The following is a 24410-nucleotide window of genomic DNA, read 5'->3' on the forward strand; positions in this document are numbered from 1 at the left end:
CGTATTGCCCAGCCCGGGGATGCCCGACCCGGCCCGGACCGCTAGAATTGGCGGGTTCGTTTACCCCCGGATTGCCATGACCCTGCGCCTGCACAACAACCTGACGCGGCAGCTGGAGCCGTTTGCTCCGCTCGACCCCGCCGCCCCCACCATGTATGTGTGCGGCCCCACGGTCTACAACTATGTACATATCGGCAATGCGCGCGGCCCGGTGGTATTCGGGGTGCTGGCCGACCTGCTGCGTCGCCGTTACGGAAAACTGCGCTACGCGCGCAACATCACCGACGTTGACGACAAGATCAACGCCGCGGCCAAGGACCAGGGGGTGCCGATCTCGGCCATCACCGACCGTTTTGCCGCCGCCTACCGTGAAGACATGGCCGCTCTCGGCGTGGCCCCGCCGGAGATCGAGCCGGAAGCCACCGCGCATATGACGCAGATCATCGCCATGATCGAGCAGCTGATCAGCACCGAACACGCTTACGCCGCCGAGGGCCATGTACTGTTCTCGGTCAGCAGCTTCGCCGACTACGGCAAGCTCTCGCGCCGCGACCCGGAAGAAATGCTGGCCGGCGCCCGCGTCGAGGTGGCACCTTACAAGCGTGATGCTGGCGACTTCGTGCTGTGGAAGCCCTCCAGCGACGACCTGCCGGGCTGGGAATCGCCCTGGGGCCGTGGCCGCCCCGGCTGGCATATCGAGTGCTCGGCGATGGCCGCGGCGCATCTGGGCCCGACCATCGACATCCACGCCGGCGGCGTCGACCTGCAGTTCCCGCACCACGAGAACGAGATCGCACAGAGCGTGTGCGCCCACGGCGGCCAGACCTTCGCCCGCTTCTGGCTGCACAACGGCATGCTCAACTTCGGCGGCACCAAGATGAGCAAGTCGATCGGCAACATCGAGCGCGTGCACGACCTGGTTCGCCAGCACCCGCCGGAAGCGCTGCGCTATGCGCTGCTGTCGGCGCATTACCGGCAGCCGCTGGAGTGGTCCGACGCGCTGATCGAGCAGTCGGTGCGCACCCTGGACCGGTTGTACGGCACCTTGCGTGACCTGGTTGATGTCAGCGCTGAGGGTGTTATCCCGACCGGTGTCGAAGCGGCACTGGACGATGACCTCAACACCCCGCTGGCGCTGGCTGAAGTTGCACGCATTGCCAGCGAAGCGCGCAAGGCGGAGTCTGTCGAGGACAGGACGCGCCTGAAGCGCGAGCTGCTGGGCGCAGGCCTGGCGCTTGGCCTGCTGCAGCAGGCGCCGGCCGAATGGTTCGGTCGTGGCGCTGAAGCCGGTGACGATGCGCGCATCCAGGCGCTGATCGACGAGCGCATTGCCGCCAAGCAGGCGCGCGATTTCGCCCGTGCCGATGCCATCCGCGACCAGTTGGCTGCGGAGAACATCGTGCTGGAAGACACGCCGCAGGGTGTGCGCTGGAAGCGCGGATAAGGCTTGCCCTCACCCCAACCCCTCTCCCGTGAACGGGAGAGGGTCTTAAGCGAAAGCTGCAATTGCACATATAGCGCCCGCTCGCGGCGCACTGAGCCCCTCTCCCACCGGGAGAGGGGTTGGGGTGAGGGCAACAGCGCCCCAGCCCACTCCAAGCCCCTCGCCACCAAGGCGACCGGCCAAGCACAGGACCAACGATGATCAACTCCCCCTTCCCGCTCGAACCCACCTCCGCCGAAGCACAGGCCGCCATCGCCGAGGAGTTTTCCTTTTTCGGTGACTGGTCCGAGCGCTACCAGTACCTGATCGACCTCGGCCGCAAGCTGCCCACCTTCCCGGAGGAATGGAAGACCGAAGAACACCGCCTGCTCGGCTGCCAGTCCATGGTCTGGATCGTGCCCGAAGGCGACGCCGACAAGCTGGTGTTCCATGCGATCAGCGACTCGGCGATTGTCTCGGGCCTGATCTATCTGGCGCTACGCGTGTACTCGGGCCGCTCGGCCGCTGAGATCCTCGCCACCGGTCCGGACTATGTGTCCGCCATTGGCCTGGCCAAGCACCTGTCGCCGACCCGCAGCAACGGCCTTGCCGCGATGCTGGCCTTCATCCGCGATACCGCCCAAGCCAAGCAGTGAACAACACCGGCTCCATCTCCGAGTTGTTGCGCCAGCCCGGCTACGTCCAGCTGCTGCTGTACCGCATCGCTGGCATGCTGTCCTACCAGATCGTCGCGGTCACTGTCGGCTGGCATATCTACGAAGTCACCCGCAATCCGTTCTCACTGGGTCTGATCGGCCTGGCCGAGGTGCTGCCCTACTTCTGCGTGGCACCGTTTGCCGGCTACCTGGTGGATCACCTGCCACGCCGCAAGCTCGGCATGACCGCTTGCCTGGGACTGATCGCCACCGCCTTGATGCTGGTTGCGGTCGCCACCGGCTGGCTACCGGTCAAAGGCGTCTGGCCGATCTATCTGGCGGTGGCACTGACCGGCATGGTTCGCGCCTTCCTGTCGCCGGTCTACAACGCCTTGTTCGCCCGCGTGCTCAAGCGTGAGCAGTTCGCGCGTGGTGCCGGTTTCGGCACCGTGGTGTTCCAGATGGGCATGGTGATCGGCCCCGCGCTGGGCGGCGTACTGGTCGCCGTTGGCGGCAAGGGCCTGTCCTATGGCGTGGCGGCGACGATGGCAGTGCTGGCACTGGTCGCACTGGCCTCGCTCAAGGTCAGCGAACCCGCACCGCCGCAGACCCGCGCACCAATCTTCGCCAGCATTGCTGAGGGCGCACGCTTCGTGCTGTCCAACCAGATCATGCTTGGCGCAATGGCGCTGGACATGTTCTCGGTGCTGCTGGGCGGCGTGGTGGCGATGCTGCCGGCCTTCATCCAGGACATCCTGCATTACGGACCGGAGGGCCTGGGCATCCTGCGCGCAGCACCAGCACTGGGCTCGATCGCGGTCGGCCTGTGGCTGGCCAGGCACCCATTGCGGCGCAATGCCGGGCGCGTGTTGCTGTTTGCGGTGGCCGGCTTCGGGCTGTGCGTGATCGCCTTCGGCCTGTCCAGGAGCTTCTGGCTGTCGGCGGCGATCCTTGTGTTCTACGGCGCCTGCGACGGCGTGTCGGTGGTGGTGCGCTCGACCATCATGCAGCTGGTGACACCGGATGAAATGCGTGGCCGGGTGTCGTCGATCAACGGCATCTTCATCAGTTCGTCCAACGAACTGGGTGCGTTCTACGGCGGCAGCATGGCGCGCCTGCTGGGCCTGGTGACGGCCGTGGTGATCGGCGGTTGTGCTGTACTAGGCGTGGCCGCGGTCACCGCATGGAAAGCGCCGCAGCTGCGCAAGCTGGACAACCTGCAGGATCTCTAGCCAGATCAAAGCCGGGGCAAGCAACACACTTGCCCCGGCCTGTGCATCTCAAACGACTATATCCATCACGGCGCGTAATCGCTGGCTTGCGGTTTCTCGAACGTCTCCTGCGCGCGGATATCACGCGACGAAGCACCCACACGCAGGCTGTAGGTGCCCGCATCGGCTACCCAACGGCCCCGACCCGCATCGAACGATGCCAGGTCCTTCCCCGCGATCGCAAACTGCAGTACCTGCGATTGCCCGGCTTGCAGCTCGCCGGTCTTGCCGAACGCACGCAGCTCATGTGCAGGCTTTTCCAAGGCACCTTGCGGTGCACTCACGTAAACCTGTGCCACTTCGCGCCCCGCAACCTTGCCGGTATTGGTGACCTTGACGCTGGCACGGAGCTGACCATCAGCGCCGAGGTTCACCGCCAGATCGCTATAACCGAAACTGGTGTAGGACAGGCCAAACCCGAATGGATACGCCACTGCAGCCTTGCGCGTATCGAAGTGTCGATACCCGACCCAGATGCCATCCCGATACTCCACCTCGGCTTCGCGCGGCATTGCGTCGAATATCTCGATCCCCGTTTTGACCGTTGGGTCCGGGCCCAACAGAACCTTGCCCGGGAAGGACGCTGCAGCAGGATAATCGGTCAGAGCGAGAGCGAACGTATCCGTAAGCTTGCCTGAGGGATTGACCCTACCCGTCAGCACATCAGCGACGGCGTTGCCACCTTCCTGTCCCGGCTGCCACGCCAGCAGGATCGCATCAGCCAAACTACTCCAGCTGGCCGTCTCGATCACGCCGCCGATGTTCAGCACCACCACCACCTTCTTGCCCTTGGCGCGGAACACGCGCGAGGTATTCTCCAGCAAAGTGCGTTCGACCGCGGTAAGCATGAAGTCATCGTCCAACTTGCGGTCCGTTGCCTCTCCGGAAGTGCGGCCGATGGTTACCACGGCTACATCGCGCTGCAGCGCCAATCGCTCCAGCTCGGCAACATCCACTGCAAGCTGCGGGATCCGCCCTTTTGGCACATACCAAGGTGTCTCCGGCAGTTTGGCCAACTCCTCCGCGACATGACGGACGTAGCGTTCACCAAGCGCAGCATCGTTGCTGAAACCAGCGTTCTCGAAGCCTCTGTCCAAGCTGATGGAATAACCCTTGTTCACATCGCCGCTACCGGTGCCGCCGGCGATGATCTGGTAGCTGGCCTCTCCAAGCAGGGCCAGTCGTTGTGATGTGGCAAGCGGCAACGTTGCCATCTCGTTCTTGAGCAATACCATGCCCTGCGTAGCTGCTCGCCGCGAGACCGCTGCATTGGCGCGCAGATCAGGAGCATCGGAGTGTGGAGCTTGCTTGAACGCGCGGCTGCGCAACACAAGCTCCAGCACCCGCGCGACATTGCGATCAAGCACGTCCATGTCCAACTTGCCCTCAGCGACCGCCTTGACCAGCGACTTGCGCTGATATCCGGTGCCGGGCATCAACAACTCGTTGCCTGCACGCATCTGCGCCACAGCATCGCGCCCGCCAAACCAATCGGTCATCACCAGACCTTGGTAGCCCCACTGGTCGCGGAGCACATCGGTCAACAGCCATCCGTTCTCCGAGGCGAAACTGCCATTGATCTTGTTGTAGCTGGACATCACAGTCCACGGCTGCGCCTTGCGTGCGGAGATCTCGAAGCCCTTGAGATAGATCTCGCGCAATGCGCGCTCGTCCACCTTGACGTTCAGAGCATTGCGATTACACTCCTGGTTGTTGACGGCAAAGTGCTTCACCGATGCTCCAACGCCACGATCCTGCAGGCCTTGCACCAGCGCTGCGGCGGCTTCGCCGCTTACCAACGGATCCTCCGAGTAGTACTCGAAATTGCGCCCACCCAACGGATAGCGGTGAATATTCAACGCGGGAGTAAGCATCACGTCGATATCGTATGCCGCTGCTTCATCGGCAATGGCTGAGCCAACTTCACGTATCAGTGGCATGTCCCAAGTGCTGGCCAGCGCGGTACCAATCGGAAAGGCGGTGGCGTAGAACGTTTTGCCCGGTGCATCCTTGCGCGTAGGTGCTATGCGTACACCGGCGGGTCCATCAGCCATTACCACCGACGGAATGCCCAGCCGCGGTACCGCCACGGTAGCGCCGGCCGCGCCGGGCACCTTGTCCTCGATCGAGCCTACCGCCGGCGGCTGCCAGGTATCAGGCAATCCAGGCATCACCATGCCTTGGCCAGTGAGCAGCTCAACTTTCTCCTCCAAGGTCAGTGCGGCTACCACCTGCGCCAAGGGGGCCCGTCCAAGTTGGGGCAGCTCCTTGGCTTGCACATGCCCCACCAGGGACAGGCTGACTGCCAGACCGAGCAAGGTCGGTGCTGGGTCCAGCTTTCTTTTTTTCGTTGTTGCCATGCGGAAACTCCACGTTGCGGCCTGCTGTAAAGCAGGGCGATATAGTCATGAAAGTGACGCGCTCCCTCCCGGCAACGCGCTATTGCTACCTCGGTAAAACCGCAGGAACCTGCCGTTGGAGCTGCCAACGAGCGCCTGCGTTGCTGCAGCAGGAATCGCAGCCGTCTCGCCGACGGCCGCGATCTCCTGTCAGAACGAAAGCGTCAACCAGCCCTATCGATGCATCGCGTCGCCACGCATGGCGGTGGCCACTGGCTTGCACGCCTGGTTCCAGGCAATGCGCCAGTAGCTGTCGCGCATGGCGCACCAACTGTTTTCACAGCACTGTTCCATTCCGAGCCCCCTGATTGAGAACCATGCTGGCAAGCAAGCGCCTGCCTGCCACCTCGTACACCCATACTTTCAGACGCAGGCACGGGCGCTTACCTCAGGCGCACCGGCGTTACCAGCGTCAACGCCATATGAAGGGGTTTGCGTTCCCGGACAATCGCCAAAGCGGTGCGTGGTGGGCCTGGCTTGCCTGTCTCGGTGCTCGCGCGACGCCCCCCCTGACCGACATCAACGCTTGAAAGGCCCGCAACGATGCAGGCAAGACCATCTACGGGGTCCTCACGCAGATCAAAACCGGGACAGGCATTGCACCTGCCCCGGTGCTCACACCTCAAACAGCGCGCAGCATCAAGGTACGTACTCGGCTTCCTGCGGCTTCTCGAACGTCTGCTGTGCGCGTATATCGCGTGATGACGCACCTACACGCAGGCTGTAAGTGCCTGCATCGGCTACCCATCGGCCCCTTTCTGTATCAAACGACGCCAGGTCCTTGCCGTCGATCTCGAACTGCAGCACCTGCGATTGCCCGGGTTGCAGCTCGCCGGTCTTGGCGAACGCACGTAGCTCCTGCGCCGGCTTCTCCAATGCGCCCTGCGGTGCACTCACGTAGACCTGTGCCGCTTCGCGCCCGGCAACCCTGCCGGTATTGGTGATCTTGACGCTGGCACGCACCAGACCCGGCTGGCTGGCATCAACCTGCAGATCGCTGTAACCGAAAGTGGTGTAGGACAGACCGAAGCCAAATGGATAGGCGACCTCCACCTTGTGCGTATCAAAGTGGCGATAGCCCACCCAGATGCCGTCGCCGTATTCCACCTCCGCAGCACGGGCAACCTGGCCGAAGAACGACTTCGCATTCGGATCCGGGCCAAGCAACTCCTTGCCGGGGAAGCCGTTGCTTGCGGGGTAGTCGCTCAAGTGCACGGCAAACGTATCGACCAATTTGCCGGAAGGATTCGCCGCGCCGGACAGTACATCGGCCACGGCATTGCCCGCCTCCTGACCTGGCTGCCATACCAGCAGGATGGCATCGGCAAACCGGCTCCAACTGGCAGTCTCAATCACGCCGCCGATGTTGAGCACCACCACCAGCTTCTTGCCCTGGGCATGGAAAGCAGTGGCGGTGCGTTCAAGCAATGCGTGTTCGGCATCCGTCAAGGCGAAGTCTCCCTCGACCTTGCGATCGACGAACTCCCCCGAGCCGCGACCAATGGTGACCACCGCCACATCCTGCTGCCGCGCAAGCTGCTGCAGTTCTGCATCAGCCACCACACGTTCGGCAATGCGCGGCTTGCTCAGGTACCACTCGGTTTTGGGCGGCTTGGCCACCTCTTCGCTGATGTAACGCGAATACGTCTGCTCCAAACCATCTGCATTGCTGAAACCTGCATTCTCCAAGCCGCGCGGCAGGCTGATCACATAGGCCTTGTTCACGTCGCCGCTGCCAGTTCCACCAGCAATCACCTCATAGCTGCCATGGCCCAGCAAAGCCAGCCGCGCCGCAGCGGGCAATGGCAAGGTCGCAGCTTCATTCTTCAGCAGCACCATGCCTTGGGTGGCAGCGCTGCGCGAGATTTCCGCACTTGCCTGCAGGTTGGGGTGATCCGAATGCGGGAGCCGCTTGTATGCGCGGCTGCGCAACACCAGCTCCAGCACCTTGGTGACGTTGCGATCCAGCACCGCCTCGTCCAGCGTGCCATCACCCACCGCCGCAAGAATCGCCTTGCGCTGCTTGCCGGTGCCCGGCATCAACAATTCGTTGCCAGCGCGCATCTGTGCAACCGCATCCTGCCCACCAAACCAATCCGTCATCACCACTCCCTGGTAACCCCATTGCGCGCGCAGCACATCCCTCAGCAACCAGGGACTTTCCGAGGTATAGGTGCCATTGAGCTTGTTGTAGCTGGACATCACCGTCCACGGCTGGCCCTTGCGCATCGAGATCTCGAAACCTTTCAGGTAGATCTCGCGCAACGTTCGCTCATCTACCTTTGCATTGATGGTATTGCGATTCCACTCATGGTTGTTGACCGCGAAGTGCTTTACCGATGCACCCACGCCGCGCTCCTGCAAGCCTTGCACCAACGCCGCTGCGGTCTCACCGCTGACTACCGGGTCTTCGGAGTAATACTCGAAGTTGCGCCCACCCAATGGGTAGCGATGGATGTTCTGCGCCGGCGTCAACATCACATCGATACCGTAGGCCGCGGCCTCGTCGGCAATGGCTGTGCCCACCTGGCGCACCAATGCCGTGTCCCAGGAACTGGCCAGGGCACTGCCGATCGGAAACGCCGTGGCGTAGAAACTTTTGCCGGGCGCGTCCTTGCGGGTCGGTGCGATACGCACGCCGGCCGGACCATCGGCCAATACCAATGACGGAATGCCCAGCCTTGGCACAGCCACGGTTGCACCCGCTGCACCCGCGACCTTGTCCTCAATGGCACCCACCACCGGCGCCTGCATGTCATCCGGTAGTCCGGGGAAATTCATGCCCTGGCCGGTGACCAGTTCAACCTTTTCCTGCAAGGTCATCGCCGCCACCACCTGTGCAAGCGGCGCTTTGCCCAACTGCGGAAGTTCCTTGGCCTGGGCCGGATTCATCACCAGTATGGTCGCTGCCATGCTGATCAACAGCGGTGCGGGAGCCATCGCTTTCTGCATCTTTGCCATCTCGCATACTCCGGTTTGCGCCCGCGCAACCGCACTGGGCGCTGCATCTAGGGAAGTGAAGCGCCCGCATCCAGGCAGCGCTTGATCGTCATCTCGCTAAAATCAAGGGCACCACTTCGCCGTCGTCGCATGCGCATCTTTCGCAGCGGCCTTGCTGCAATGCGAACGCGCGGCCAGCGGGTGTGGCCAGACACGGCTCAGAACGAGAAAGTCAGCTGGCTCTGCAGATTCACCGCATCCGGGTGCTGCGTGACCACCACCGGGTTACGCGTATAACTCAAGGTATTGACCCAGTAGATGCCGCGAAATGCGCGCAGGGCGTACGAAGCCGAGGCGGTTGAGCTGAAGCGCACCGGATCCATTCCCTGCGCAGCGAGGTAACGGCGAGCGTCGTCGCTTACCTCGGTTCGGGTATAGCCCAGCGATACCATGTCACCCGGCCGCTTGGCGAAAGGTGCCAGGCTGTAGAAGGTCACAGCGTAATCGGAGCTGAAAATGTTGTGCTCGGCCGGGGCGTAATTGGCTTTCAGGTTGAAATACCAACCACGGTAGGGTGCAGATACATCGGGCTGGGTGAACTGATGGTCGGCCACCAGGTAGAAGGCGCGGTTGGTGCCCCTGCTATCCGGATTACGGAAGTCGCTGTAGAGCGTGCGGTTGTAAACCGTGCCTTGGCGTATCCAGGTCATGCGGGTATTGGCGCTGGAGGCAACCCGATAGCCGATTTCGTTGACGTAGATCGGCTTGGCGTCCTTCACGCTCCACTTCAACCCGGTTGGATTGGCCTCGCTGTCGGCGAGAAAGCCGTCGGGGCTCTGCGAGCGCGCCACACCAAAGTGGTCGTAGAAGCGACCGCTCTTCGAGTACAAGCGGATATCCATGCCCGGCACGGGCTTGAAGGCTGCCATACCAGCTAGGTTGGGAATGATGCTGGTGGGCCCAAGCGCGGAAGATGCCGTACTTGCACCCAGGAACAAGCCTATAAACTGGCCCAGCATTCCGTAGTAGCCGTACTGGATGCGTACGCGGCCGTCAGCAAACTCCTGTTCAACCGACAACTGGCTGACTGCAGCATCATCATTCAGGCCCGCGTCCCGGTACACGGTTCGCCAACTGTTGACTTCGAAGGTGAGCTGCGACTTTTTGCCCCACCAACCCAGTCGCGACAAGTCGTAGGTGGTGATGGTCGCCAGCGTCCCACTGAAGCTGGGCCGCTGTCCGTTGTACGTCTGCGGGCGCGCTTCCTGGCCGCGCAGATCATAGGTCTCGGCGGCGCTGTAGTAACCCATGAACATCCAGCCGTTGTCGTACAACCTCGGCCGCAGACCCAACAGTTCCGGCGACAGGGTTTCGCAGGTAGTGATGATGGGCGCTTCCGACCCGCGACTGACGAAAGCATCGTAGTCATGGCAACTTGGGCGCGTGGATGTTGCTGACTCCGACGCCGATGAGGAGCCGTCTTGCGGCTCACTTGCGGACGCTTCGTCCGGCAACTGTGCAGCAACAGACTCGACACCAGGCAACGCGTAAGCCGTCGACGCGGCGAGTCCCAGACAAGTGGTCAACACCATCCTGCTGAAGATGATGCCCCTCCCGTTACAACAGTACGTATTCATTAACTGTCTCTCCCATATTGATGAGGAGCGGCCACCGCCATACCGGCGGCCGCCCGCGCAGACACAACAGTTCGGCAAGCATTGGCGGACCTCTTGGTCCAACCGGGTGCTCCGACGTCGGCCTTCCGGCACGTTCTTCATCAGGTGGGGCTGGCCGTTGCGATGCCACCGCCAGCACTGCGGCGGCGCGGTCCAACTGCGTGCAATCCCCCTCCGGGATGTTGTTGCAGCGATACGACTCGTGGCCGTTGCGCCGACGCCGCGGCAGTAAACCTATCGATTGGTAGGTTTGTCAAAAACTGTGACGTGGGTACAGTTTGAGCGCGGATGGCACACGCGGACAGCGGGGATACACTGCGCGATCACACGACGCGGGATTGGACTTTGCCCACCTCAACGCAGACCTCGTCCGTCGGCCGCACACGCCGGCGCTCGCCCAAGGGCGACATGCGCCGCCAACAGATCCTGGATGCGGCAATGCGCGTGTTCGCGCGTGACGGCTACAGCAACGCCTCGATCGCAGAGGTCGCAGCCGATGTCGGCCTCACCTTGCCTGGCCTGCTGCATCACTTCCCCAGCAAGACCGACATGCTGCTGGCGGTATTGGAAGTCCGCGACCAGCGCAGTCCGCGCCTGCCAGGCTACCCCCAGGACTACACGCTTGAAGATGCCGCAGCGGGGCCACCGCTTCCATGGTCGCAGGTGCTGGATCAGTTGCGCCTGGTCAATAGCGCCAATGCCGACATTCCCGGCGTGATCAAGGCATTCTCGCTGCTCAATGCCGAAAGCCTCAGCGAGGATCACCCCGCACAGGGCTGGTTCCACCAGCGCACAGGGCTGATGCTTCACTACATCGCGCACAGCCTGCGCCATGGCCAGGAGTCCGGCGAAATCAACCCCGCGGTTGATCCAGACCAGATCGCTGCCGAACTGATTGCAATGATGGATGGCCTGCAGCTGCTCTGGCTGCGCCACCCTGGCAAAGTCGAGTTGGGCAGGTACTTCGAGGACTACCTTCAACGACTGGAGCAGGCGGTCGCGGCACATTGATGCAACAGCTGCGAGTCCAAGGCCGCGAATGTCGACACACTCCACAACGCGCTGGAAGATAGCCGCGTTCAGCCGACCCACACCAGCAATCCGCGTCACGAGTTCCGAGTTGCGCCTCCAACCCAGCCGGCAAAGGTGCGCTGTTGCCGCACGAATGGCTGCACGCAGCCACCGTCAGGCCAGGAACGGACACTGACGAAGCACATGGATGGTCATCCGTTCATGCCGAGGGTGAGCGCTGTCTGAGCACGGCATGGGAACTGGCATCGAGCGCATCGATACCGGCGGCGAGCGAACTGAAATCCCCTTCAGCGAGAAGCTTCTCAAGACCTCCACACGCATCAGCGATCTCTGTCGCATGAATCATCGCAAACGCGCCACGGACCGAATGCAGCTCTGCACCTATCCGCACCCGGCCAGCATCGCTTACGACCGCGCCCGCATTGAAATCCGCCAACTCGTCGCGCAACTTGCGTAGCGAATCACCCAATGATCCGAACAGCGCTTGATGCACTTCCGCTGGCAAGGGCCCTTTCATCAAGCCGCTCTCCTTCCGATGCTCAGATGGCGACTGTCTGGTCTTCAGGCGCCGCCGAATCATCTTGTCCAGCGCGTCCAACAAAATAGGCTTGGTCGCAACTTCATCGATGCCGATGTCCTTGCAGCGCTGGCGATCCCGCTCTGAAGCATGCGCGGTGATGGCAATTATCGGGATCCCAACACCCTGTTCCCGCAATTTTCGCGCCAATGTATAGCCATCCATGCCCGGCATGTTGAGGTCTGTCATCAGCAGATCGTACTGCCTTTCCGCGAGCAGGAGGATCGCCTCATGACCATCGCCGGCCTGATCCGACACATGGCCCAAAGTCTGCAGTTGAAGGCGTATCAGCTGTCGGTTGGCTGGGTGGTCATCAACCACCAACATCCGCAAGCCCGATGAAGCAATGGCCTCGGATGGTTTGGCTGCGGCAGCGGCTTCGAGCTGCACAGGAGCTTCTTCACTTACCGGCAAAGGCAGGGTAACCAGGAAAGTACTACCGGCACCGGCGCCGCTGTGCACGCTGATAGTCCCGTTCATCAAATCGGCCAGACGACGGCACAATGCCAAGCCGAGGCCGCTGCCGCCATAACGACGGGTGATGGTGGAATCTGCCTGGCTGAAGGTCTGGAACAGCGACTTCTGTTGTTCCGGAGTCATGCCTATGCCGGTATCACTGACACCGATAACGACTTCCGAATCACGTCGATGCTCATCGCGCAGATAGATTTCCAGCAACACGTCACCTTGTTCCGTGAACTTGATGGCATTGCCGAGCAGGTTATAGATGATCTGCCGGATGCGTACAGGGTCGCCGACATAAGCCGCCGCAAGTGAATCATCAATGCTCAGGTCCAGCTGCAGCCCCTTTGCGTGTGCAGACGGCATAAAGAACTCAACCGCCTGTTGGGCCAGTGCTTTCATATCGAAGCTGATCGCCTCGATGCTCATCTGGCCGGATTCGACCTTTGAGAAGTCCAGAATGTCATTGATGACGCCGAGCAAGGTCGACGACGATGACGCCACGATTCGCAGCTGCTGCAGCTGCTCTTCCGAAAGCGGCGTGCGCTCCAGCAACTCGAGGTTCCCAAGAATGGTATTGAGCGGCGTCCGTATCTCATGGCTCATCGTGGCCAGAAACGCCGACTTTGCATGGTTGGCATCCTCGGCCAATTGGCGGGCTTGCTCCAGCTCGTGCTGAGTTTTCTTGCGCAGCGTGATGTCCTTGAAGTTGCACAAAAGGACATCCAGGCCCAGATATTTGGTACGCACGCTGCTGACCAACAAATCGCAGCTGGACCCATCTTCCAACGCAAGCTCGAACTCCCGCTCACTATGACCACCACCCGTGACACTGCTGAATAGCGCAAGAAAGCGCGTATGCAAGGGCGGATCGCCTCGTCGCGCCGCTTCGGCATAGTCGAGCATCGTGGCGTTCTGCAACAGGACCTGACCATTGGAGACGGAAAGCAATGCCAAGCCGAACGGTGCGGTGGTCACAATCGTTCGATTGAGGTCTTCGCTCTCGATGATCCGCTGTGAGCGCGCGAAGCCTGGCTTGAACACCTTCCGGTCAATGAGTAAGAGCACCGCCCATACAAAGCCGATCATCAACAGCACAGCACCGATGTAGCTGACCAGGCGAGGCCACAACGCGGCCATGACCGTTCGCCAGGAGAAGGCATGCAACAGCCTCCAACCGGAATTGGATATCTCATCGCTGACGATGAAATACCCGTCGCGATAGCTCAGCCTCTGCAACTCGCCACGCGGCACATTGCTCGAAACACGCAACACGTCTGCGGTAGTACCCTCCTCTGCCGAACCAAGCAGAAGCCCGCCTGTCGGGTCGACGATCAGAGATGCCTCGCCCGGATCCTCGCCGGCCAGCAACGGTGCCAGCATCTGGGTCGGATACGACGCCACAAACACCGCGAAAAGTTTGCCCTCAGATGCCGCCCCCTGCACCAGTCGTATCGAGGAAACGCCACTTAGTGGATCCGGTTCAGGTGGTAACCACAGGGGAACCTTGGTATCGAGCAGGCGGGCGCGTATCGCCGGCTCACCCAGATCCCCAAGGTCCGGCACGATGCGATCGAGCAGAGTGGCAGCGCTTGTCTCCTTCGCCTGCTGTGCAGCCGCCTCGTCAGGTAGCGGCCCCAGGACGATGAAGCGCCGGTCGGGGCTGAAGAGATAACCCGCTGCTGCCAGTTCCTGGGAATACGTCCCTGACTGGTAGCTCACATCGTCTGCCATCCGCAAGTAGGGACCGAAACGCTCAGCCGGGTAATCCCGGCTGATGTCGCCGATGACAAGTGCAGGCGGGAGGCTGCTGTTCCGTTGCAGGACCATCCGTCCATTGGCATCGGCAAAGCGCTTCATCAGCTGGGGATCCGGCTCCTGCCGCATCGACCAAACGTATTCCTCCTGCCGCACACCGATACGAAGCGCCGCTTCACGCACGGCAAACATCGCCCGCAACGTTGTCCTGCGCAGCACATACTCGGTATGCCGACCGGCGACGTAGTCCTTTACCTGCGATTGCACCATCACCACGGTAACGGCGATCAGTACCAATGACGTCACCAGCCCGCCAACGTACAGCAGCAACCGCTGGTGCCTGCTCAGGAGGCTGAGCGGGCTGCCTCCTGAGGAAGCCCCCCCTTCTGTGCCGGAACAGTGCGAAGGCCCAACTGAGTGCGCTGCCATCTATCCATGCCTTGGCCGGGAGTTGCTTCATCATAGATGCCCTCAATGGCATTCTGACGGTCTCCATGCGGCAGATCGGCGGAGCGCACCAGCCACATGTCGCTCAAACTGGATGCCCGCAAGCGAGCCGGCCCGGTTCTGACCTTGCCGGGCTGCGCCGCCAGAGCCAATGCACTCCCACGCCGGGAGGAGCTCCAAGCCATACCCTGCGTTGATCAGCGGCCTGAAGCACCGGCCAACAAAAACCCCGCCGAAGCGGGGTTCCTGTTCAACAGATGCAGCCGGACTCAGTCGCCCTGCTGCTTCTGCAGGTGCTCCCAACGCTCCTGCGCATCAATCGTGCGCTCGGCGGTGAGACGGGCTTCCAGGCGATCCAGGCCGATGTCTTCGCCGGTATCGACGCAGAAACCGTAATCACCAGCTTCCAGACGCTTCAGCGTGCTGTCGATCTTGCCGATCAGCTTGCGGTAGCGGTCGCGGGTACGCAGTTCCAGCGAATTCTCTGTTTCGCGGGTAGCACGCTCGGCTTCATCGCCGATGTCACGCACTTCCTCACGCAGGTTCTCGATGGTCTGCTTCGATTCCTCGACCAGGTCCGCACGCCAGTTGAGCAGGCGCTGGCGGAAGTACTCCTGCTGCAGCGTGCTCATGTACTCCTCGTCGGCGCTCGGCTTGTAGCCGGCCGGCAGGATCGGACGGCCAGTGGCCTCGTCGACGTTGTATTCGACAACCTTGTACTTGCTGCGCGGCGCCGGAGCGGTCGAACGCGCGGTGACAGCGACTGCCACTTTGCCAACCGGACGAACGGCGACAGGAGCGGTGGATTTGACGGGAGTTTTGACGTTGGATTTCGAAACAGGCACGGGATTCTTGGATTGCGGGGCCTTGGCCGCTGGAGCCGGCTTGGCAGCAACCGGCGCAGGTGCCGGAGCTGGGGCCGTCTTGGCGACTTCGACCGAGACAGACTTGGCCGCCGCCGGCTTTGCAGCTGGCTTCGGTACGGACTTGACCACGGGTTTAACAGGCGTCTTGGGCGTTTTGGCAGCCACTGGTTCGGCCACCTTCTTGACTACTGGCTTGGCAACGGGCTTGGTGGCCTTGGCAACCGGCGCAGCTGCTTTCTTGGCAACTGGCGCGGCAACCGGCTTGGTCACCTTCTTGACCGCAGCCTTCTTGGCGACAGGGGCCGCCTTTTTAGCGACTACCGTCTTAACCGCAGCCTTCTTGGCTACGGGCTTGCTGGCAGGAGCTGCTGGCTTGACCGGCGTTTTCTTCGCAACCGCCTTGCTGACGGGTGCTTTCTTCGCGGCCGGCTTTGCAGCCTTGGCGACCGGCTTGCTTGCAACCGGCTTCGACACCGCCTTCTTGACTACAGGTTTGGCGGTTTTCTTGGCGACCTTGACGGCCTTTTTTGCAGGTTTTTTAGCAGCCACGAAACGCTCTTCCTTGTTTCCCCCGGGGCCCGGGAAAGCGGGCCTTTATAGCCTACCCGACCAGCAGCAGCAACCGCGCCGGGCACCGTATGTGAACGGATGCCCGACCCGTGCAGTACAGGTCCGGTGGCGTCACCGGACCGTTTCGCGCAGTTCGGAACGTAACCAGGCGCGCCATCGCCCCTGGCTGGCAGCGGAAAGCACGTAGTGTTTACCGGCGCCATCCCGCATCCTGCGACAAATCCTGCTCGCTTGCCAAGTGGCTTATCATTTAACCGTGATCGGCCGACTCCTCATTGCCGTACTGCGCTCCTACAAGCGCTTCATCAGCCCCCTGCTTGGGCCGCGCTGCCGTTTCTATCCCAGCTGTTCGGAATACTCCATGGACGCGATCCGTATACACGGTCCGCTACGGGGGTGTTGGCTTACCCTGCGCAGGCTGGGGCGCTGCCATCCGTTCCATCCGGGTGGACTGGATCCGGTCCCGGAGCGCGCCGACTCCCCCTCTTGCCGCTGCACAGGAAAACACTGACATGTCCTCCACGCTTATCCGCAATGCCCGCATGGTCAACGAAGGCCGTACCTTCTACGGCGACCTGCGCATCGAGAACGACCGAATCGCGCAGATCGGCAGCGGCCTGACTCCGCGCGACGGCGAGCAGGTGGTGGACGCAGGCGGGCGCTGGCTGCTGCCCGGGATGATCGATGACCAGGTCCACTTCCGTGAGCCCGGCCTGACCCACAAGGGCGACATCGCCAGCGAATCGGCTGCAGCGGTGGCCGGCGGCCTGACCAGCTTCATGGACATGCCCAATACCAACCCGCCGACCCTGGATTCGACCATCCTCGAAGCCAAGTACGCGCTGGCCAAGGGCCGCGCCTGGGCCAATTACGGCTTCTACCACGGCGCCAGCAACGACAACCTGGAAGCGATCCGCGTACTCGACCCGAAGAAGGCACCCGGCGTGAAGGTGTTCATGGGCGCCTCGACCGGCAACATGCTGGTCGACAATCCGGAAACCCTGGACGCGATCTTCCGCGAATGCCCGACCCCGATCATCACGCACTGCGAAGACACGCCGATGATCGACGCCAACATGAAGGCGTTCCAGGAAAAATACGGTGACGCGCTGACCCCGGACATGCACCCGGACATCCGCTCGCGCGAGGCCTGCATCAAGTCCACCCGCTTGGCGATGTCGCTGGCGAAGAAGCACGGCACCCGCCTGCACGTGCTGCATATCTCCACCGCCGATGAGCTGGCGCTGTTCGAGAAGGGCCCGCTGATCCGCGCTGACGGCAGCCGCAAGCAGATCACCGCCGAAACCTGCGTGCACTTCCTGCATTTCGCGCGCCCGGACTACGCAACCAAGGGCAACCTGATCAAGTGCAACCCGGCGATCAAGGAAGTGGCCGATCGCGAGGCGATCACCGCCGCGCTGGCCGATGACGTGCTCGATGTGCTGGCCACCGACCACGCGCCGCACACCTGGGAAGAGAAGCAGAAGCCCTATGCGCAGGCGCCGTCCGGCCTGCCGCTGGTGCAGTACGCGCTGGTCGCCGCGCTGGAGCGCGTGCACGAAGGCAAGCTGAGCCGCGAACAGGTGGTGCAGAAGTTCGCCCACGCCCCGGCGCAGCTGTTTGACGTCGAAGAGCGCGGCTTCCTGCGTGAGGGCTACTTTGCCGACCTGGTGCTGGTCGAGGACGTGCCGTTCACGGTCAAGCGCGAGGACGTGCTGTCCAAGTGTGGCTGGTCACCGTTTGAAGGCACCACCTTCCGCTCGCGCATCGCCTCCACCTGGGTCAACGGCCAGCAGGTGTGGGACGGCAGCAAGCTGGTGGGCGCACCGGCCGGCCAGCGCATGACCTACGACCGTTGATGCGTTCGGTCCTGATGATGGGCGCACTGCTGCTGGCAGCGCCCCTGCTTACCGCCCTGCCGGCGCAGGCCCAGGATGGCATCGGCAACCTGCTCGACAACCGCGTAGTGTTCCCCGCCAGCGCCTCGCAGGGCGCAATGGTGATCGGCAAGGTGCCGGCTGGCAGTAGCGTCCGTTATGCAGGCCGCGAGCTGCGGGTCAGCAGCTATGGCAGCGTGGTGCTCGGCATCGGCCGCGACGAAAAAGGCCCGCTGCAGGTACAGGTGCAGCGCCCGGATGGCGGCAGCGAAACCATTCCAATTGCAGTAACTGCGCGCGACTGGCCAGTGGAACGGGTCAACGGCGTACCGCCAAAGACCGTGAATCCGCCGCCGGCAATCGCCGAACGCATTGCCCGTGAGCAGGCACAGGTAACCGAATCGCGCAAGCGTGACGACAACCGCACCGACTTCACCCAGACCTTCATCTGGCCGGTACAGGGCCGCATCAGCGGCCGCTTTGGTAATGCCCGCGTCTACAACGGGCAGCCAGGCAGCGGCCATTCCGGCATGGATATCGCCGTGCCCACCGGAACGCCGGTGAAGGCGCCGGCAGCTGGAATCGTGACGTTTGCGGGCCCGGACCTGTACCTGACCGGCGGCACCCTGGTACTCGACCACGGCTTCGGCATCAGCTCCAACTTCCTGCATCTGTCACGGATCGACGTGAAGGTCGGCGACCGGATCGAGCAGGGGCAGAACATCGCCGCAGTTGGCGCAACCGGCCGCGCGACCGGTCCGCACCTGCACTGGGGCATGAACTGGTTCGATACCCGCATCGACCCCCTGCTGGTGCTGGAGCGCGGCAAATAAAGCAAAGCGACTGTAGTGCCGAGCCATGCTCGGCAAGAGCTTCACCTGTAGTGCCAAGCCATGCTCGGCAGAGGCTTCACCTGTAGTGCCGAGCCATGCTCGGCAAAGGCCTTACCGGTAGAGCCTCAGCCGAGCATGGCTCGGCTCTACAGGGCGTTTCCAACATTGCTTGTGGGAGCGGCGTAAGCCGCGAAGCTGATGGATCAACAGCGCAAAGCTGCCCTCATCCGCCCTTCGGGCACCTTCTCCCGCTCGCGGGAGAAGGGAGTGGCTCCGGCGAGCTTCGCCAGGTTTACCCTCGCGCAGCCCACCAGCTGCGCCACAGCAGGCCCGCCGGGCTCGGCTGGTACTCCCCGCCGCGGATGCGCGCCTGCTGGCGCCCACGCGCCAACACGGCATAGACACGGCGCGGACGCGGACCGGCTACGCGCGACGGCCACGCCGCCTGCAACGCCTTGTCCCATTCCATTTCATTGCTGAAGGCCTGCGGCACCGAAGCGGCATTTTCCTGCACGCGCAGTGCCAACATCTGCGTGGTCAGCGCCTCCGCAGCCGCCGGTGAAGGCTTGCTGTTGAACATCGTCGCTTCCACCGCCGACGCGGCGGTCGCGTACTGCGCCAACACCTTGCGCGCCTGGGCACCATCGGCCACACGATCACGCGCGTCGATCAAGCTTGGTAAAGCGTCCGCCAGCTGCGCCCACGGCGCGCGCACCGGCTCCAGCACGCGGCCCAAGGGGTGCCGCGAGCGCTGCAGCTCCCAACTGCGCAGCTCCTCGCCCCACCAGGCCAGCTTGGCGTCCTGCGGCGTGGTATCGCCGCTGGCGTTCAAGATGTCGTCGAATTCCTGCAGCAGCGCGAACCAAGCCACGCTGCGCTCACGATCGGCCTCGTCGACAAAGCGCTCCACGAAGGCCCATTCGGGCCAACGCTCACGCCACTTGTCCAGGAAGCTGTCCAGCGCACTGCTCACATCAAACCTCGTTATTGAATCAGGCCGAAGCCGGTTGGGTAGCTGGCCATGCGGCTGGCTGCCAAAGTTCCTGCGGTAGCTCGCAAATGCTGTCGGCCTGCCACGTCGACGGGTCATCGCCTTCGGGACGGTAGCCCCACAACACGGCCACCGACGGCATGCCGGCGGCGCGCGCGGCGATGATGTCGCGCTCGTCGTCGCCGACATAGACGCAGGCGCTGGCTGCGGTATTGATACGCTGTGCTGCCACTTCCAGCGGCAGCGGATGCGGCTTGCGCTCGGCCAGGGTGTCGCCGCCGATCAGCACCGCGCAACGCTGTTCCCAGCCCAGCTGCGGCAGGATCAGGCGCGCCAGGTACTCCGGCTTGTTGGTAACGATGCCCCAGGTGCTGCCCGCCTTTTCCAGCGCCTGCAGCATGGTTTCGACGCCATCGAACAGCGTCGCGTACTGACCGATCAGCGCTTCGTAGATCTCAAGGAACTCCGGCACCAGCGCATGCCGTTCGGCATCGGCCATGCGCGGGAAGGCAACCGTCAGCATCGCCCGCGCGCCCTTGGACACGGCCGGGCGCAGCTGCTCCAGCGTCACCTCGCCCATGCCGCGCGCCTGCAGCATGCGGTTGGCGGTGACGACGAAGTCCGGCGCGCTGTCCAGCAAGGTGCCGTCCAGGTCGAACAGCACCGCTACCGGGAAGGCGTCAGCGCTCATGCCTGTTCCGGCTTGACCGCGTAGGCCAGGTAGTTGATGTCGGTGCGGCTGCTCAGGCGGGCGCGATTGCGCCACGGCTCGTAAGCCATGCCACTGACGTCCTGCAACGAGAAATCAGCGGCACGCAGCCACGCACCCAGCTCGGCCGGCTTGATGAATTCCTGGTAGTGGTGCGTGCCCTTGGGCAGCAGCCGGGCGATGTACTCGGCGCCGACAATGGCGACCGCGAATGCCGCCGGGGTACGGTTGATGGTGGACAGGAACAGCTTGCCACCCGGGCGCAGCAGGCGATGGCAGGCGGCGATGATCGCGCCCGGGTCCGGCACGTGCTCCAGCATTTCCATGCAGGTCACCACGTCGAAGCTGCCCGGCTGCTCTGCGGCCAGGTCTTCCGCTGCCTGCACCCGGTAATCGACAGTAACGCCCGATTCCAGACCGTGCAGACGGGCCACTTTCACCAGCTCCGGGGCCAGATCGATGGCAGTCACCTGCGCACCTTCCTTGGCCAGCGCTTCGCTGAGCAGGCCACCGCCGCAGCCGATATCCAGCACCTTGGCACCACGCAAGGCGGCGCGATCAGCCACGTACTTCAGGCGCACCGGATTGAGCGCGTGCAGCGGCTTCTGCGGACCGTCCGCATCCCACCAGCGGGTGGCCAACGCGGCGAACTTGTCCAGTTCGGCCTGATCGAAATTGGTGGAGGTGGAAGCTGCGCTCATATCGGTTTCCTCTTGCGGCCGCGTGGGGCGGCCGGGTGCGCACTCAGGCGCGGATGGTACGGATGCGGTCGCGCCACTGGCGCGCATTGGCGGTGATCGCGGCAATGTCCATGTCGACCAGCTCTCGCTGGACCAGCTTGGGTTTGCCTGCGATCCACACGTCGCTGACCTGGTGCCGGCCAGCGGCATACACCAGCTGTGACAGCACATGGTGCAGCGGCTGGGTTTCCAGCGCGGACAGGTCCACGCAGGCCAGATCGGCCTGCTTGCCGACTTCGATCGAGCCGATGCGGTCACCGAAGCCCAGCGCGCGTGCGCCGCCCAGCGTCGAGGCACGCAGCGTGGTCGCCGCGTCCAGGGCAGTGGCGTCGTTGGCCACGGCCTTGGCAAGGATGGCCGCGGTGCGGTTCTCGCTGAACATGTCCAGGTCGTTGTTGCTGGCGCAGCCGTCGGTGCCGATCGCCAGATTGACGCCAGCCTTGACCAGCGCGCAGGCCGGGCAGAAGCCCGAGGCCAGCTTCAGGTTCGACTCCGGGCAGTGCACCACGCTGACGCCACGTTCGCCACACAGATGGATTTCGGCCTCGGTGAGCTGGGTCATGTGCACCGCGATCAGGCGCTCATTTACCAGGCCCAGCCGATCAAGTCGCGCCAACGGGCGCTGCCCATGCAGGGCGATGGAATCGGTGATTTCCTGCGCGGTTTCATGCGTGTGCAGGTGGACGCGGCTGTCGAGCTGGTCGGACAGCATCCGCGCCCGCTCGAAATTGGCGTCGCTCACCGTATACGGCGCATGCGGCGCGAACGCGGTGCCGATCAGCGCGTCATCGCGCCAGGTATCGTGCAGTTCGGTGGCACGGGCGAAGTACTCGTCATCGGTCTTGGCCCAGGCACTGGGGAAATCGATGATCACCGAGCCCACCAGCGCGCGGAAGCCATGCCTCTTGTAGACAGCAGCCTGCACGTCGGCGAAGAAGTAGTTCTCATTGGCGCAGGTGGTGCCACCGCGCAGCATCTCGGCGATGGCCAGGGTGGTGCCGTCGGCAACGAATTCCGGCCCGATCACCGCCGCTTCCACCGGCCAGATGTGCTCGCGCAGCCAGGTCATCAGCGGCAGATCGTCGGCAACGCCGCGCAGCAGCGTCATCGGGTTATGGGTGTGGGCATTGACCAGCCCCGGGATCAGCGCCGCTTCCGGGCGCGATACAACCTGCCTGGCGCTGAAGCGCGCACGGGCCTCGGCACGCGGCAGTACTGCCACGATCACGCCGTTGCTGATCGCTACCGCGTGGTCCTCTAGCACCACCGCATGCGGCTCTACCGGCACCACGTAACCGGCTTCGATCAACAGATCGCATTGCTGGGGTTGCACTTCACTCACGGTCGTCACCTTTCTGTTGCCTGGCCCGGCAAATGCCGGATGCGAACAGGCGCCGCATCCCCAGCACCGGCAGCGCGTGGCTGCGGGGTAGTGGGTGGCGGCGCCTGCATCGTATTGCTTACTTGACGCGAGCCGAGTATTCGCCCGAACGCGTGTCAACGCGGATGATTTCATCCTGGTTGACGAACAGCGGCACGCGGACCACGGCACCCGACTCCAGGGTGGCCGGCTTGCCGCCGCCGCCGGAGGTGTCACCGCGCACGCCCGGATCGGTCTCGACGATCTTCAGCTCGACGAAGTTCGGCGGGGTCACGTCGATCGGGGTGCCGTTCCACAAGGTCACCACGCAGGACTCTTCGCCCTTCAGCCACTTCTCGGCGCCGTTCATGCCGGCCTTGTCAGCCTGCACCTGCTCGAAGGATTCCGGGTCCATGAAGTGCCAGTACTCGCCGTCGCTGTACATGAAGTTCATGTCGGTATCGACCACGTCCGCTGCATCCAGCGAATCGGTCGACTTCATGGTCACTTCCTGGGTGCGGCCGTCCTTGATCAGGCGGTACTTCACGCGGGTGAACGCCTGGCCCTTGCCCGGCTTGACGTACTCGGTGTCGATGATGACAGCCGGGGTGTTGTTGACCAGGATCTTCATCCCGTTCTTTACGTCGTTCATGCCGTAACTGGCCATGCTGGAACTCCTGAATTGGCAAAACCGCCGCGTAGCGCGGGCGGCCGGATTAGAATGGAACGCCCACCGTCTGGTGGGCCATCTGTTTTTCTGACCGCCAATGATAACCGCAGCCCCCGCCCTCACTCCAGAAAAAGCCATCCTGACCCTGCCCGATGACCGCTGGCAGGCGCATTGGCGCCTGGCCATCCGCGACCCGGCCGAGCTGCTGGCACTAGTGGGACTGGATGCTGATTCGGTGGGCGTTTCGGCCGAGGCACTGGCGCAGTTCGCGCTGCGGGTGCCGCGCGGCTTCGTCGCCCGGATGCGCCACGGCGACCCGGCCGACCCCTTGCTGCGGCAGGTATTGCCGATCACTGACGAGATGCGGGTTGTCCCCGGGTTCAGCTTCGACGCCGTCGGCGACGGTGCGGCCAAGAAGGCCACCGGCGTTATCCAGAAGTACCGCGGCCGCGCCCTGCTGGTGACCACCGGCAGTTGCGCGATCAACTGCCGTTACTGCTTCCGCCGCCACTTCGACTATGCCGGCGAGAACGCTGCCAAGGGCGGCTGGCAGGAGGCCGTGGCGGTAATCGCAGCCGACCCGGGCATCGACGAGGTCATCCTTTCCGGTGGCGACCCGCTGTCACTGAGCACCTCCAAGCTGGCCGAGCTGACCGAAGCGCTGGCGACAATCCCGCACATCAAGCGCCTGCGCATCCACAGCCGCCTGCCGGTGGTGCTGCCCGAGCGTGTTGACGATGCCTTGGTGCAATGGCTGCGCAACCTGCCCTGGCCGGTAGCCTTCGTGCTGCACGCCAACCACGCCAATGAATTCGATGCCCAGGTGGATGCCGCCCTCGCCCGCATCCGCGCTACCGGCGCGCAACTGCTCAACCAGGCCGTGCTGCTGCGCGGGGTCAACGATGACCTCGACGCACTCGCCGCCCTGAGCGAGCGCAGCTTCGCTGCCGGGGTGATGCCGTACTACCTGTACCAGCTGGACAAGGTGCAGGGCGCCGCCCACTTCGAAGTCAGCGATGAGCAGGCGCTGGCCCTGCACGCCGCGCTGATGGCCCGGCTGTCCGGCTATCTGGTACCCAAGCTGGTGCGCGAGATCGCAGGCGACACCAGCAAGCGGCCACTCTGAGCCGGAGCGGCTGCGCCAAGGCCAAGC

General features: G+C 63.3%; 18 protein-coding genes. 8 read left to right on the plus strand and 10 right to left on the minus strand.

Annotation, left to right across the window (positions count from 1 at the left end; genetic code table 11):
• The first annotated feature begins 76 nt into the window (after nucleotides 1–76).
• The 3 genes from cysS (at nucleotide 77) to ACVOLS_RS10540 (ending at nucleotide 3311) form a co-directional block, all read left to right on the plus strand.
• On the plus strand, nucleotides 77–1444 hold the full coding sequence (gene cysS / locus ACVOLS_RS10530) for a cysteine--tRNA ligase (RefSeq protein ID WP_481545565.1): 1368 nt from the start codon (nucleotides 77–79) through the stop codon (nucleotides 1442–1444).
• Between the two features lie 197 nt (nucleotides 1445–1641).
• Nucleotides 1642–2079, plus strand: coding sequence for a SufE family protein (locus ACVOLS_RS10535; RefSeq protein WP_481545566.1), 438 nt, complete (start codon nucleotides 1642–1644; stop codon nucleotides 2077–2079).
• Complete coding sequence (locus ACVOLS_RS10540) at nucleotides 2076–3311, plus strand: MFS transporter (RefSeq protein WP_481545567.1); 1236 nt, start codon at nucleotides 2076–2078, stop codon at nucleotides 3309–3311. The genes ACVOLS_RS10535 and ACVOLS_RS10540 overlap by 4 nt, the downstream gene beginning before the upstream one ends.
• 65 nt (nucleotides 3312–3376) lie before the next feature.
• On the opposite strand, the gene ACVOLS_RS10545 is transcribed toward ACVOLS_RS10540, so the two are convergent.
• The 3 genes from ACVOLS_RS10545 to ACVOLS_RS10555 form a co-directional block, all read right to left on the minus strand.
• Entirely contained in the window at nucleotides 3377–5710 is a 2334-nt protein-coding gene (locus tag ACVOLS_RS10545; protein WP_481545568.1) for a beta-glucosidase, read from the minus strand.
• Nucleotides 5711–6388: 678 nt separating this feature from the next.
• Nucleotides 6389–8710: a beta-glucosidase gene (locus ACVOLS_RS10550; RefSeq protein WP_481545569.1), complete on the minus strand. Its 2322-nt coding sequence runs from the start codon at nucleotides 8708–8710 to the stop codon at nucleotides 6389–6391.
• A gap of 197 nt (nucleotides 8711–8907) precedes the next feature.
• Entirely contained in the window at nucleotides 8908–10275 is a 1368-nt protein-coding gene (locus ACVOLS_RS10555) for a carbohydrate porin (RefSeq protein WP_481545570.1), read from the minus strand.
• A 435-nt stretch (nucleotides 10276–10710) separates the two neighbouring features.
• Between ACVOLS_RS10555 and ACVOLS_RS10560 the strand changes: the two genes are divergently transcribed.
• Entirely contained in the window at nucleotides 10711–11376 is a 666-nt protein-coding gene (locus ACVOLS_RS10560; RefSeq protein ID WP_481545571.1) for a TetR family transcriptional regulator, read from the plus strand.
• A 220-nt stretch (nucleotides 11377–11596) separates the two neighbouring features.
• Here the strand turns inward: ACVOLS_RS10560 and ACVOLS_RS10565 are convergent, their stop codons facing one another.
• The gene (locus ACVOLS_RS10565; RefSeq protein WP_481545572.1) at nucleotides 11597–14524 is read right to left on the minus strand and encodes an ATP-binding protein; all 2928 of its coding nucleotides are present in this window, start codon (nucleotides 14522–14524) and stop codon (nucleotides 11597–11599) included.
• Between the two features lie 386 nt (nucleotides 14525–14910).
• Entirely contained in the window at nucleotides 14911–16056 is a 1146-nt protein-coding gene (gene dksA, locus ACVOLS_RS10570; protein WP_481545573.1) for an RNA polymerase-binding protein DksA, read from the minus strand.
• A gap of 259 nt (nucleotides 16057–16315) precedes the next feature.
• Between dksA and yidD the strand changes: the two genes are divergently transcribed.
• Genes yidD through ACVOLS_RS10585 form a run of 3 tightly spaced genes read left to right on the plus strand, consistent with a single transcriptional unit; the run spans nucleotide 16316 to nucleotide 18787 of the window.
• Nucleotides 16316–16588, plus strand: a complete 273-nt coding sequence (gene yidD, locus ACVOLS_RS10575; protein WP_481512077.1) for a membrane protein insertion efficiency factor YidD — start codon at nucleotides 16316–16318, stop codon at nucleotides 16586–16588.
• 1 nt (nucleotide 16589) lies between these two features.
• Entirely contained in the window at nucleotides 16590–17936 is a 1347-nt protein-coding gene (locus ACVOLS_RS10580) for a dihydroorotase (protein WP_481545574.1), read from the plus strand.
• A complete protein-coding gene (locus ACVOLS_RS10585; RefSeq protein WP_481545575.1) occupies nucleotides 17936–18787 on the plus strand; it encodes a M23 family metallopeptidase in 852 nt (283 codons plus the stop codon). Before ACVOLS_RS10580 ends, ACVOLS_RS10585 begins: the two co-directional genes overlap by 1 nt.
• Nucleotides 18788–19079: 292 nt before the next feature.
• Here ACVOLS_RS10585 and ACVOLS_RS10590 read toward each other — a convergent pair whose 3' ends face one another.
• The 5 genes from ACVOLS_RS10590 to efp form a co-directional block, all read right to left on the minus strand.
• Nucleotides 19080–19760 carry a phytoene/squalene synthase family protein gene (locus tag ACVOLS_RS10590; RefSeq protein WP_481545576.1) on the minus strand — a complete coding sequence of 227 codons (681 nt, stop codon included), beginning with the start codon at nucleotides 19758–19760 and terminating at the stop codon, nucleotides 19080–19082.
• A gap of 19 nt (nucleotides 19761–19779) precedes the next feature.
• The gene (locus tag ACVOLS_RS10595; RefSeq protein WP_481545577.1) at nucleotides 19780–20469 is read right to left on the minus strand and encodes a phosphoglycolate phosphatase; all 690 of its coding nucleotides are present in this window, start codon (nucleotides 20467–20469) and stop codon (nucleotides 19780–19782) included.
• Nucleotides 20466–21188: a bifunctional 2-polyprenyl-6-hydroxyphenol methylase/3-demethylubiquinol 3-O-methyltransferase UbiG gene (gene ubiG, locus ACVOLS_RS10600; RefSeq protein ID WP_481545578.1), complete on the minus strand. Its 723-nt coding sequence runs from the start codon at nucleotides 21186–21188 to the stop codon at nucleotides 20466–20468. Before ubiG ends, ACVOLS_RS10595 begins: the two co-directional genes overlap by 4 nt.
• 43 nt (nucleotides 21189–21231) lie before the next feature.
• Complete coding sequence (locus ACVOLS_RS10605; RefSeq protein WP_481545579.1) at nucleotides 21232–22569, minus strand: TRZ/ATZ family hydrolase; 1338 nt, start codon at nucleotides 22567–22569, stop codon at nucleotides 21232–21234.
• Between the two features lie 118 nt (nucleotides 22570–22687).
• Nucleotides 22688–23254: an elongation factor P gene (gene efp / locus ACVOLS_RS10610; RefSeq protein ID WP_481545580.1), complete on the minus strand. Its 567-nt coding sequence runs from the start codon at nucleotides 23252–23254 to the stop codon at nucleotides 22688–22690.
• Nucleotides 23255–23354: 100 nt separating this feature from the next.
• On the opposite strand from efp, the gene epmB reads away from it, so the two are divergent.
• Nucleotides 23355–24383, plus strand: coding sequence for an EF-P beta-lysylation protein EpmB (gene epmB, locus ACVOLS_RS10615; protein ID WP_481545581.1), 1029 nt, complete (start codon nucleotides 23355–23357; stop codon nucleotides 24381–24383).
• The last annotated feature ends 27 nt before the right edge of the window (nucleotides 24384–24410 follow it).

It is taken from the genome of Stenotrophomonas sp. STEN038 (genome assembly GCF_056759895.1).

Coding starts and splice junctions, on each gene's coding strand:
- epmB (WP_481545581.1), top strand. CDS start 23,355: ATGATAACCGCAGCCCCCGCCCTCACTCCAGAAAAAGCCATCCTGACC.
- ACVOLS_RS10585 (WP_481545575.1), top strand. CDS start 17,936: ATGCGTTCGGTCCTGATGATGGGCGCACTGCTGCTGGCAGCGCCCCTG.
- cysS (WP_481545565.1), top strand. CDS start 77: ATGACCCTGCGCCTGCACAACAACCTGACGCGGCAGCTGGAGCCGTTT.
- efp (WP_481545580.1), bottom strand. CDS start 23,254: ATGGCCAGTTACGGCATGAACGACGTAAAGAACGGGATGAAGATCCTG.
- ACVOLS_RS10545 (WP_481545568.1), bottom strand. CDS start 5,710: ATGGCAACAACGAAAAAAAGAAAGCTGGACCCAGCACCGACCTTGCTC.
- ACVOLS_RS10535 (WP_481545566.1), top strand. CDS start 1,642: ATGATCAACTCCCCCTTCCCGCTCGAACCCACCTCCGCCGAAGCACAG.
- ubiG (WP_481545578.1), bottom strand. CDS start 21,188: ATGAGCGCAGCTTCCACCTCCACCAATTTCGATCAGGCCGAACTGGAC.
- ACVOLS_RS10580 (WP_481545574.1), top strand. CDS start 16,590: ATGTCCTCCACGCTTATCCGCAATGCCCGCATGGTCAACGAAGGCCGT.
- ACVOLS_RS10550 (WP_481545569.1), bottom strand. CDS start 8,710: ATGGCAAAGATGCAGAAAGCGATGGCTCCCGCACCGCTGTTGATCAGC.
- ACVOLS_RS10595 (WP_481545577.1), bottom strand. CDS start 20,469: ATGAGCGCTGACGCCTTCCCGGTAGCGGTGCTGTTCGACCTGGACGGC.